7 protein-coding genes are annotated in these 12,457 nt (G+C 63.9%); all 7 read left to right on the top strand.

Going from position 1 to position 12,457, the window contains the following annotated elements:
* Positions 1–132 precede the first annotated feature (132 nt).
* The 7 genes from BL8807_RS10105 to BL8807_RS10075 all read left to right on the top strand — a co-directional run bounded on the left by BL8807_RS10105 (position 133) and on the right by BL8807_RS10075 (position 12,390).
* The gene (locus BL8807_RS10105) at positions 133–1,536 is read left to right on the top strand and encodes a hypothetical protein (RefSeq protein WP_072726660.1); all 1,404 of its coding nucleotides are present in this window, start codon (positions 133–135) and stop codon (positions 1,534–1,536) included.
* Between the two features lie 37 nt (positions 1,537–1,573).
* Positions 1,574–2,197 carry a hypothetical protein gene (locus tag BL8807_RS10100; RefSeq protein ID WP_072726659.1) on the top strand — a complete coding sequence of 208 codons (624 nt, stop codon included), beginning with the start codon at positions 1,574–1,576 and terminating at the stop codon, positions 2,195–2,197.
* 81 nt (positions 2,198–2,278) lie between these two features.
* Positions 2,279–4,159: a translation elongation factor 4 gene (lepA, locus tag BL8807_RS10095; protein WP_072726658.1), complete on the top strand. Its 1,881-nt coding sequence runs from the start codon at positions 2,279–2,281 to the stop codon at positions 4,157–4,159.
* A gap of 127 nt (positions 4,160–4,286) precedes the next feature.
* Complete coding sequence (hemW, locus tag BL8807_RS10090) at positions 4,287–5,462, top strand: radical SAM family heme chaperone HemW (protein ID WP_072726781.1); 1,176 nt, start codon at positions 4,287–4,289, stop codon at positions 5,460–5,462.
* A gap of 303 nt (positions 5,463–5,765) precedes the next feature.
* Positions 5,766–10,346, top strand: coding sequence for a glutamate synthase large subunit (gene gltB / locus BL8807_RS10085; protein WP_072726780.1), 4,581 nt, complete (start codon positions 5,766–5,768; stop codon positions 10,344–10,346).
* Position 10,347: 1 nt separating this feature from the next.
* Positions 10,348–11,880 (top strand): glutamate synthase subunit beta, encoded by a 1,533-nt coding sequence (locus tag BL8807_RS10080; RefSeq protein ID WP_072726657.1) that lies wholly within the window; start codon positions 10,348–10,350, stop codon positions 11,878–11,880.
* A gap of 252 nt (positions 11,881–12,132) precedes the next feature.
* Positions 12,133–12,390, top strand: coding sequence for a hypothetical protein (locus tag BL8807_RS10075; protein ID WP_143148006.1), 258 nt, complete (start codon positions 12,133–12,135; stop codon positions 12,388–12,390).
* The last annotated feature ends 67 nt before the right edge of the window (positions 12,391–12,457 follow it).

The raw sequence follows: 12,457 nt of genomic DNA, 5'->3' as shown, positions 1-12,457 counted from the left end.
CTTCTCAATATATACCCCTGTAGGGGTGTCACATTCAAAGTATCCCGAGTCGTGCTATGTTATATTTGCTGTAGTCCAAAGTCCTTAAAGTGATACACCGCGAAAGCGGACAGAAAGAAGAAGGTTGTTGCTGTGAGTCTCTCCTACGATTTTCCGGTGGCGTTCCGTGGATACGACAAGGAAGCGGTGGATGACGCACTGCGACAGGCGCAGGAACAAATCGACCAACTGACCAAGTCGAGCCAGGAATCCGAATCGCAGATCAAGCAGCTCAAGCAGCGCTGCGACGACACCGAGGTCAAACTCGAATCCGCGACCATGCAGCTGGAGGACGCGCACAAGCATATCGCGCAGATGGAAGAGAAGGTGCAGCGCTCCACCGAGAACGCCATCTCGTCGTTGGGCGCCAACGCGCAGCAGCTGCTTGTGGCGGCGGAGAAGACCAGCACCGACCTCATCGCCAAGGCCAAGCAGGAAGCGACCCGTCAAAGGGAGGAAGCCAAGCGTCAGGTCGCCACGGTGATGACCCAGGCGAACCAGGATGTGCAGCTTCTGCTCAGCGAAGCCCGCAAGAAGGCCGCGGACATCCTCGAACGCGCCAACTCCGAAGCGCAGATGCTCGAAGAGGCGACCCGCACCCAGACCGACCAGCTGAAGGAACGGGCCGAACAGGAGATCGCGGAACGTCGTGAGGCGCTGAACATCGAGCTCGAGAACACCCGCCAGCAGATCACGGACGAGATGCAGACCCAGCGAGCCAAGCAGGAGAACGCATTGGCGCAGCTGCAGGTGGAAACCACCAAGGCCGTGGCCGACCAGCGGCAGGAGGCCGACCGGGCCGCCGCGGAACTGAAGATGCGCACCAGCGAGGAATCGAACCGTATTCTGAACGAGGCCAACGACACCCTGGCGGCCGCCCAGAAGAAGGCCACGGAAATCGTGCAGGCCGCCGAGCGCAAGGCGCAGGAGCGCATCGCCCAGGTGGAGGACGAGTCCAAGCAGATTCTCGACGCGGCCAACATCACCAAGGCCCAGAGCGAGAAGGAGGCGGCGGAATCCTTGGAACGCATGCGCGTCCAAGTCACCAAGCAGCGCGAGGAGACCTCCGAGGAAATCCGTCAGATGCTCAAGAACCTCAACCAGCGTCGCGAGGACGCGCAGCAGCAGTCCGACAGCATGCTGGCCAAGGCGAAGTCCGTGCTGAGCGAGGCCAACGACTACGCCCAGAAGAAGCAGGACGAAGCCAACCAGATGCGCGACTCGATTATCCGCGAGGCCAAGGAGAAGGCCGAGAACGACAGCCGGATGCTGCGTAACGCCGCGCAAAGCGAGATCGACCGTCTCAACGGCCGCATCGCCGATCTGCAGGAGAAGGAAAGCGCATTGGTCAGCCGCGTCAGCGACATGCGCTCGTTGCTGCTCAGCTCCTTCGACAATCTGACCGGCGATCACACGCTGGGTTCCTCCGCGCCGCGAGCCACGCTGGGCGCGTCCTCCGAGCAGTCCGGCACGACGGATGAGGATTCCGCCGCCTGATTCCGGTTGCCGGCCGATGCCGGAAGGACGAACACGTATGACGAATGACATCGAGTATGCGCCTGAGCATAATCCGCGTCTTGACCAGGATTACGCCATCGATGTCTCGTCGTATCTGAGCCACGCCTACACGCAGCTTGCGGAATCATCTCTTCAGGACGATTACCCCCTGTATGTGGACTATCTGCAGCAGCGGGACGATGTCAAACGCATGCTCGCGCGTCTGGAGAACGGGAGCATGCCGGACGATCTCGTGGAGATGGCGAAAACCATCGACGATCTACGTGTTTCCAAATTCGCGGACGCCGACGGGAACATCTCCGTGTCGTCGCTGCTGGCGTCGGTTCGTGCCTCGGGCGCGACGGAAGACGATACGGACGAACACGACGACGCACCCGATGGCGCCGCCGACGGTGAGCATGGCTCATCCGAACGGGACGCCGATTCGGATGACGAGACCGTCTCCAACGGCGACGATCGAAGCTCATCGTCGAAGGCGGGCGAATCCAACGTTCAAAACGAGACGCCGCGTGGACGGCACGCCACGACGCGCAAGCGGATCGAACCGCTTGCGATAGCGAGCACGGCCTTGGTGTCGCTGTTCTTCGTGGCGCTGGTCGCCGCCGTGCTTTTCGCGCTGCGCCTCTACGGAGTTCTCTAGACTCCTGCGGTTTCATCGGTTGCCACCCATCCATTATGATGGGTTGAGTTTGTCTTGCGTCAACAAATAAAGGAGTGTTCGGTGGCCGATCAGCATAACCAGCCGGGGTTCACGGATCAATCGTTGATTCGCAACTTCTGCATCATCGCGCATATCGACCATGGCAAGTCCACCGTGGCGGATCGTATCCTGCAGTTGAGCGGCATCGTGCCCGAACGAGAGATGCGCGACCGCTTCCTCGACCGCATGGACATCGAGCAGGAGCGCGGCATCACCATCAAATCGCAGGCCGTGCGCGTGCCGTGGACCTTCGACGGCGTTGAATACACGCTGGGTATGATCGACACCCCTGGCCATGTGGATTTCACCTACGAAGTGTCGCGCGCGTTGGCCGCATGCGAGGGCGCGGTGCTGCTCGTCGACGCCACGCAGGGCATCGAGGCGCAGACCCTGAGCAACCTGTATATGGCCATCGACCATGACCTGGCCATCATCCCCGTGCTCAACAAAATCGACCTGCCGAGCGCCGAGCCCGACAAGCACGCCGAGGAGATCGCGGGACTGATCGGATGCGAGCCGGGCGACGTGCTGCGCGTCTCCGGCAAAACCGGCGAAGGCGTCTCCGACCTGCTCGACCAGATCGTCATGGACGTGCCCGCGCCGAACGGCGATCCGGACGCACCCGCACGAGCGCTGATCTTCGATTCGGTCTATGACTCGTACCGCGGCATCGTCACCTATCTGCGTATGGTCGACGGCGAGCTGCGCAGCCGCGAAAAGCTGCACATGATGGGCATCGGCATGACGCACGACCCCATCGAAATCGGCGTGATCAGCCCCGATATGACCCCCACCAAGGCGTTGGGCGCCGGCGAGGTCGGCTATGTGATCACCGGAGCGAAGGACGTGAGCCAGTCCAAGGTGGGCGACACGATCACCTCCGCCCTCAAGCCCGCCACCGAGCCGTTGGACGGCTACCGCGATCCCAAGCCGATGGTGTATTCCGGCCTGTTCCCGATCGACAACGCGCAGTTCCCCGAATTGCGCGACGCGCTCGACAAGCTCAAGCTCAACGACGCGGCGCTCGTCTACACGCCCGAGACCTCCGTGGCGTTGGGATTCGGCTTCCGTTGCGGCTTCCTGGGACTGCTGCATATGGAGATCGTCTCCGAACGTTTGAGCCGCGAATTCGGCCTCGACCTGATCCAAACCGCGCCGAACGTGACCTACGAGGTGACCGCGGAGGACGGTACGGAATTCCATGTGACCAATCCGAGCGAGTTCCCCGACGGCAAGATCAAGCGCATCGTCGAGCCGATGGTGGCGGCCGATATCATCACGCCCAAGGAGTTCATCGGCGCGGTGATGGACCTGTGCCAGGAGAACCGCGGCATCATGGGCACGATGGAATACATCTCCACCGACCGTGTGGAGATGCACTACCGCATGCCGCTGGCCGAAATCGTGTTCGACTTCTTCGACCAGCTGAAAAGCCGCACCAAGGGCTACGCCTCGCTCGACTACCATGAGGACGGCGAGCAGAGCGCCGACCTCGTCAAGGTTGACATCCTCATCCAAGGCGAGAAGGTGGACGCGTTCAGCGCCATCGTGCACCGCGACAAGGCGTACAGCTACGGCGTGATGATGACCAAGAAGCTGCGAGAGCTCATTCCCCGCCAGCAGTTCGAGATTCCGATCCAGGCCGCGATCGGCTCGCGCATCATCGCGCGCGAGAACATCCGCGCCCTGCGCAAGGACGTGCTCGCCAAATGCTACGGCGGCGACATCACCCGTAAGCGCAAGCTGCTCGAGAAGCAGAAGGCCGGCAAGAAGCGCATGAAGATGCTCGGCCATGTGGAGGTTCCCCAGGAGGCGTTCATCGCGGCCCTGTCCACCGGCGATTCCGGCAACGACCGCGACACCAAGGACAAGATCCGCGCCGCCCAGAAAACCGAAGGCTGACGGGCGTCCGGCAACACTCGTCATCCCGAGCGCAGTCGAGGGATCCCACGCCATGAGATGCTTCGACTGCGCCTACGGCTCCGCTCAGCATGACGGCAAGGCAGTCCGTCGTGTGCGTATGAAAGGCATGTCATTGACCTACGGAGTGTATGTGCATGTGCCGTTCTGCTTAAGGCGCTGCGGATACTGCGATTTCAACACGTATACGGCGGTTGATCTGGGTGAGGGGGCTTCGCGCGGCAACTACGCGACCATGGTGGCGCGAGAGATGCGTCTGGTGCGCGACTGGCAGCTCGCGCACGGCATCGAAGAACCCGCGGCAAGCACCGTGTTCTTCGGGGGAGGCACGCCCACCATCCTGCCGGCGAGCGATATGATCGCCATGCTGGACGCGGTCCGTGACATCTGGGGGTTGGAGCCCGGTGCCGAAATCACCACGGAGGCCAATCCCGACACCGTGGATGCCGACTACGTCAAGGCTTTGGCCGACGGCGGGTTCACCCGCATCTCCTTCGGCATGCAGTCGGCGGTGCCGCATGTGCTGAGAACCTTGGACCGCACGCATACTCCCGCCAACGTCGAGGCCGGCGTGCGCGCGGCCGAGCGTGCCGGATTGCGATCCAGCGTCGATCTGATCTACGGGGCGCCGGGGGAGAGCCTCGACGATTGGCGGGAATCCGTACGCACCGCCATCGAGCTGGGAGTGGACCACATCTCCGCCTACGCGCTCACCGTGGAGCCGACCACCAAGATGGGCCGTCAGATCGCCGCGGGAATCCTGCCCAAACCCGATGACGACGACGAGGCAGCGAAATACGAAATCGCCGACGAGCTGTTCACCGCCGCCGGACTGCGCTGGTACGAGGTGTCGAACTGGGCCCGACCTGGCTTCGAAAGCCGCCATAACCTCGGATATTGGCGCAACGTCGATTGGGCGGGGCTGGGGCCGGGCGCGCACAGCCACTATTCGCTCGACGGCAACGATATGCGCGCCTGGGATATCACGCATCCGAAGCTGTGGGGGCAATCCATCAACGACGGCGCAGTGCCGTGGGCGGGCAGCGAAGACATATCCGACCAGGAGCATCTCGAAGAGGTGATCATGCTGGGAGTGCGCCTGCGCGAGGGATTGGCCATCGCCGACGTCGAACGCGCGGCCGGACATGCGATCGCGCGCGAACACTTCAACGGATTGCGCCAGGCCGGACTGATCGACGTGGCGGATGATCGCATCGTCCCCACGCTTCGGGGCCGCCTGCTCAACGACACCATCATCGAACAGCTTTTCGACCTGCTCGACTAAACCACGCCAACGCTCCGCACGTCATCCCGAGCGAAGCGCGGAGCGCGCAGTCGAGGGATCTCGTTTGGTTTAGTCGGAGCATGAGATTCTTCGGCTCCGATGCGCTCCGCTCAGAATGACGGGAAAAGAGGGTGTTGCTTGGTCTGGCACGAATCCCGAAAAAATGGGTATTGACTTTTTCCGATATTCGGTATATGGGACACGTAACATAAATGACGCAAGCCGGCGCTACCCTATAAAAGCTTTACCCAAAGAACCGCAGGACCTTCGGGCTCTGCCAAAACGACAATGAAGGTGGTTTCGGTGACTTTCCACGCCCCGCTTGATCTCACGGTCCATAAATCCCAAGGCATGTACGACCCTGGGGCCGAGCATGACGCCTGCGGCGTCGGTATGGTCACCACCCTGAACAAGCGGGCCGAGCACAAAATCGTCAAGGACGCCATCGAGGTGCTCGTCAACCTCAACCACCGCGGCGCGGTCGGCTCCGAGGAGAACACCGGCGACGGCGCGGGCATCCTGATGAGCATGCCCGACGAGTTCATGCGCGCCACGTTAGGCGAGCTGGGCGTAGAGCTTCCCGAACCCGGACGTTACGCCGCCGGCATCGCCTTCCTCGACCGCGACATCGCCACATCCGGCCAGCAGGAGCAGGCCATCGCCCGCATCGCCCGCGAGGAGGGTCTCGAGGTGCTCGCCTGGCGCGTGGTGCCCACCAATCCGGACGGACTGGGCCTGCAGGCCCTCGCCTCCATGCCGAGCTTCAAAACGCTGGTGCTCGCCGACCCGGAGTGCAGGCTCGAAGGCATCGGCATCGACCGCAAAACCTTCCGCATCCGCAAGCGCGTCGAGCATGAGGTGGGCATCTACTTCGCCTCCCTTTCCGCGCGTACCATCACCTACAAGGGCATGCTCACCACCATGCAGCTCACGCCCTTCTTCCCGGATCTGACCGACGAGCGCATGAAGGCCAAGGTCGCCATCGTCCATTCGCGCTTCTCGACGAACACGTTCCCCAGCTGGCCGCTCGCCCAGCCCTTCCGCATGCTCGCCCACAACGGCGAGATCAACACGATCCAAGGCAACCGCAACTGGCTGTCCGCCCGCGAGGGCAGGCTCAGCTCCGAACTGCTCGGCGAACTCGAACCGCTGCTGCCGATCGACACGCCCGGATACTCCGATTCCGGCACCTTCGACGAATGCCTCGAACTGCTGCATCTGGCCGGCCGCTCCCTGCCGCACGCCATCTCCATGATGCTGCCGCCCGCATGGGAGAAGAACACCGAACTCGATCCGGACGTGCGCGCGTTCTACGAGTACAACAACACGCTGATCGAGCCGTGGGATGGCCCGGCGCACATCATCTTCACCGACGGCACCCAGGTGGGCGCGCTGCTCGACCGCAACGGCTTCCGACCCGGACGCTGGCGGCTCACCGACGACGGCTACCTGGTGCTCGCCTCCGAAGCCGGCGTGCTGCCCGAGGTCGCTCCCGAACACGTCAAGGCCAACGGCCGACTGGAACCAGGCAAGATGTTCCTGGTGGACACCGCCGAAGGCCGCATGATCTCGGATGAGGAGATCAAGAAGACGCTCGCCTCCCAGCATCCGTACCGCGAGTGGGTGGAGGGCAATTCGGTGGAGCTGAGCGATCTGCCCACCCGCGCGCATGTGAACCATTCCGGCCAGTCCGTGGTGCGCCGCCAGCGCGCCTTCGGCTACACGGAGGAGGATCTGAAGCTTCTGCTCGCCCCCATGGCCAACACCGGCAAGGAGCCGCTCGGCTCGATGGGCAACGACGCGCCCATGGCCGCGCTTTCCAGCCGCTCGCGCATGCTGTTCGACTACTTCACGCAGAAGTTCGCGCAGGTCACCAACCCGCCGCTCGACTGGGAGCGCGAGGAGATCGTCACCTGCCTGGAATCCGCGATCGGCCCCGAGCCGAACCTGCTGAGCGATTCCGCGTTGCACGCCAAGAAGATCCTCATCCCGCTGCCCGTCATCAACTCCGATGAGATGGCCCAGCTCAAGCGCCTCGACCGCGCCAAGATCCTCGGCGGATACTACAAGCCGTATGTGGTCAAGGGCCTCTACCAGGTCGCCGGCGGCGGCAAGGCGCTTCAGGAGCGCCTCGACGAGATCTTCGCCGAAATCGATCTCGCGATCGAAGGCGGCAAGAACTTCATCGTGCTCTCCGACCGCGATTCGAACCACACGTGGGGACCGATCCCGTCGCTGCTGCTCACCTCCGCCGTGCAGCACCACCTGCTGCGCTGCCACACGCGCACGCAGATCTCCATGGCCGTGGAGGCCGGCGACGTGCGCGAGGTGCACCATGTGGCGCTGCTCATCGCCTACGGCGCGGCCTGCGTGAACCCGTACCTCGCGTTCGAATCCGTCGAGGACCTCTCACGCACCGGATACCTCACCGTGGACGCCGAAACCGCCGTGAGGAACCTCACCAAGGCGCTGTCGACCGGCGTGCTCAAGATCATGTCGAAGATGGGCGTGAGCACCATCATGAGCTACCGCGGCGCGCAGCTGTTCGAGGCCGTGGGCCTGAACAAGGAGATCATCGACGAGTACTTCACCGGCACCACGTCGCGCGTGGGCGGCGTCGGCCTCGACGAGATCGCCGAGGAGGTGGCCATCCGCCATCGCGTGGCCTATCCGAACCAGTGGACCGCGACCCCGCACCGCAATCTGCGCACGGGCGGCGACTACAAGTGGCGCCGCACCGGCGAGGAGCATCTCAACGATCCCGAGGCGATCTTCCTGCTGCAGCAGTCGACCCAGCGCGGCGACTACCAGATGTTCAAGAAGTACTCGCACCACATCGACGACACCTCCAACCGTCTGATGACGCTGCGCGGCCTGATGAAGTTCACCAACGCGCGCAAGCCGATCGACATCTCGGAGGTCGAGCCGGCTTCCGAAATCGTCAAGCGCTTCTCCACGGGCGCCATGAGCTACGGCTCCATCTCACAGGAGGCGCACGAGACGCTCGCCATCGCCATGAACCGCATCGGCGCGCGCTCCAACTCCGGCGAGGGCGGCGAGTCCCCGGAACGTCTGCGCGACGACGAGCGCGTGAGCAAGATCAAGCAGATCGCCTCCGCGCGATTCGGCGTGACCAGCGACTACCTCGTGCACGCCACCGACCTGCAGATCAAGCTCGCCCAGGGCGCCAAGCCCGGCGAGGGCGGCCATCTGCCCGGCGCGAAGGTGCCGCCGTGGATCGCCAAGGTGCGTCACGCGACGCCCGGCGTGGAGTTGATCTCCCCGCCGCCGCACCACGACATCTACTCCATCGAGGACCTGAAGCAGCTGATCAACGATGCGAAGATGGCCAATCCCCAGGCCCGCATCCACGTCAAGCTCGTCTCCGAGTTCGGCGTGGGCACCATCGCCGCGGGCGTGGCCAAATGCCATGCCGACGTGGTGCTCATCTCCGGCTACGACGGCGGCACCGGCGCGGCTCCGCTCAACGCGATCAAGCACGCCGGCACCCCGTGGGAGATCGGCCTGAGCGAAACCCAGCAGACGCTGATCCTGAACGGCCTGCGCTCGCGCATCATCGTGCAGTGCGACGGCGAGCTGAAAACCGGCCGCGACGTGATGATCGCCGCGTTGCTGGGTGCCGAGGAGTTCGGCTTCGCCACCGCCGCGCTGATCGTCGAGGGCTGCGTGATGATGCGCGCATGCCAGAAGAACACCTGCCCGCAGGGCATCGCCACCCAGGATCCGGAGCTTAGGGCCCGGTTCACGGGCAAGCCCGAGCATGTGGTGAACTTCTTCATGTTCATCGCCGAGGAGGTGCGCGAGCTGCTCGCCCAGCTGGGCTTCCGCACGCTTCAGGAGGCGGTCGGCCACGTCGAATGCCTCGACCAGAACGAGGCGATCAAGCGCTGGAAGTCCGACGGCATCGACCTGAGCCACGTGCTCATGCAGCCCGGCCCGGTGCCCGGCACGATCCTGCACAACACCGAGCCGCAGAACCACGAGCTGGAGAAGGCGCTCGACAACGAGCTCATCGCCATGGCCCAGCCGGCGCTCGAGAACAAGGAGCCCGTGCGCATCGACATGCCGATCCGCAACGTGAACCGCACGCTCGGCACCATGGTCGGCTATGAGATCACCAAGCGCTACGGCGCCGAGGGCCTGCCCGACGACACCATCGACATGACCTTCCACGGCGCGGGCGGCCAGTCCATCGGCGCGTTCATCCCACGCGGCGAGACAATGCGCGTCTACGGCGAGGTCAACGACTACGCGGGCAAGGGCATCTCCGGCGGCCGTATGATCGTGCGCCCCGAAGAGGGCGTCACCTTCGACACGCATGAGAACGTGATCGCCGGCAACGTGACCGGCTTCGGCGCGACCTCCGGCCAGATCTTCGTGGCCGGCCGCGCGGGCGAACGCTTCGGCGTGCGCAACGGCGGCGCGACCTTCGTGGTGGAGGGTGTGGGCGACCACGGCTGCGAGTATATGACCGGCGGCACCGTCGTCATCCTCGGCCCCACAGGACGCAACTTCGGCGCGGGCTTCTCCGGAGGCCACGTGTACATGCTCGACCTCGACATGTCCAAAGTGAATCCGAGCGCGGTCAAGAGCGGCGCGCTGCTCTTCCAGCCGCTGGACGCGGAGCATGAGCGGACCGTGCGCGCGCTGGTCAAAACGCATGCCGAGGAGACCGGCTCCGCGTTCGCGGCCGAACTGCTCGCCGACTGGGAGCAGGCCAAGGCCCGCTTCACGCATGTGGTGCCCAAGCAGTTCGTCGCGATGACGAACGCGATGGCCGAGGCCGAGGCCAACGATATCGATTTCAATTCGCCCGGCGTCTGGGAACAGGTGTACGAGCAGGTTATGGAAGGAGCGCGCTGACATGAGCGACCCGAGAGGATTTCTGAAAGTCCGCACCCGCCGCGAGTTGGCCGAGCGCCCCGTCGAGGAGCGCATCAAGGATTGGTGCGATGTGCACGCCGAATCCGGCCTGCAGCCGTGGACCCGCGAGCAGGCGGCCCGCTGCATGGATTGCGGTACCCCGTTCTGCATGACCGGCTGCCCGTTGGGCAACCTCATCCCCGAATGGAACGATCTGGTGCGTCAGGGCAAGTGGGAGGACGCCTACAACCGCCTGTCCATGACCAGCAACTTCCCCGAGTTCACCAGCCGCATCTGCCCGGCCCTGTGCGAGTCGGCCTGCGTGCTCGGCATCTTCCAGCCGCCGACGATGATCAAGAACGACGAGCTCGCCATCATCGACCAGGCGTGGCAGCTCGGCTATGTCAAGCCGCTGCCGCCGCAGCGCCTCACCGACCAGACCGTCGCGGTCGTCGGCTCCGGCCCCGCGGGTCTGGCCTGCGCCCAGCAGCTCACGCGCGCCGGCCACACAGTGGTCGTCTACGAGCGCGACGAGCGGGTCGGCGGCCTGCTGCGCTTCGGCATCCCGAACTTCAAGCTCGACAAGGGCCTGATCGACCGTCGCGTGGAGCAGATGGAGGCCGAGGGCACCGTGTTCAAGACGGGCGTGGAAATCGGCAAGGACATCTCCTGGGACGATCTGCGCGACCGATACGACGCGGTGGTCGTGGCCATCGGATCCACCGTGCCGCGCGATATGAACCTGCCCGGCCGCGAGCTCAAGGGCATCCACTTCGCCATGGACTTCCTGCCCGACGCGACCCGTCGTGTGTACGGTTTGGAGACCAAGAACGACATCACCGCCGCGGGCAAGCATGTGGTGGTGATCGGCGGCGGCGACACCGGCTCCGACTGCCTCGGCACCTCGATCCGTCAGGGCGCGAAGGACGTGACCGTGCTGCAGATCATGCCGAAGGAGCCCACCGAGCGCCCCGAGGGCCAGCCGTGGCCGACCTACGCCCGTCTGTACCAGAAGACCTCCTCGATGGAGGAGGGCGGCACCTACATGTACAGCACCGATTCGGTGAACTTCGTGGGTTCCGACGAGGAGCAGGCCCGTGTGCATGTCGAGAACTCGACCGCCACCGAAGGCTTCATCGCCGATGAGAACGGCCATGTGACCGGCTTGCGGGTCGTGGACGTGGCACCGGGGGAGAACGGTCCGTTCACCCGCCAGCCCGGCACCGAGCGCGTGATCCCCGCCGATCTGGTGCTGATCTCCGTGGGCTTCCTGCATCCGGACACCACCACGCTTGTCGACCAGCTGCCGGTGGAGTTGGACGGCCGCGGCAACGTGGCCCGCAACGACGGCTTCGCCACCTCGCAGGACGGCGTGTTCGCCTGCGGTGACGCCGGCCGCGGCCAGAGCCTGGTCGTGTGGGCCATCTCCGAAGGCCGTTCCTGCGCGGCCGCCGTCGACGAGTATCTGACCGGCGCGACCGAACTGCCCAAGCCGATCGTCGCCTCCCAGCGTCCGATGGCATTGCCGCGCTGATACTCGCGCCTATAGATTCGACGCGTCGCATTCGTGGCCCCTCACCCGAGGGGCCACTTGCGTTTTATGTCGCTTGTCTTTCTTACCAAGAAGCGGGATCCGCGATTGGACGGGTCTTCCATGACTTGATAAGCGCCCATACACGCATGCGCCGCAGTCCATGCGTGTTGACTTTATTTTTCTTGGGGACACATAATGATATTGCCGATGCAAGGACGCATTGGATTGTTCTTGCGGTTTTGAGAAGGAGACATGATGGACAAGATCTGGCAGTTCGGATTGACGCTTATGACGATGGGATTCATATCCAGCGCCATACTGTTCGCGGCAAGCGTGGTCGCCACGCCGTTTTTCGCCTCCGTTGACGGCACGGGGGAGACGACCGCCTTGCCGGGACTGTTCGGCATGGATCTCGCCGTCGCGATGGCCGTCGCACTGGTGGTCACGGTGATCGGTCTGCTGATCTGCATGATTCAGATCACCCAGAGGATTCAGGAGAATAAGGATTGAGCGCAATCTGGGTGGGATTGCGGGTCTGAAAAGGCGTTTTCCGAAACGTCGGTCCGCACATGGCGGG

The organism is Bifidobacterium lemurum (genome assembly GCF_014898175.1).
Classification (GTDB): Bacteria; Actinomycetota; Actinomycetes; order Actinomycetales; family Bifidobacteriaceae; genus Bifidobacterium; species Bifidobacterium lemurum.
The sequence above is the reverse complement of the archived record's forward strand: the minus strand, read 5'-3'. Positions and strand labels throughout refer to the sequence as shown.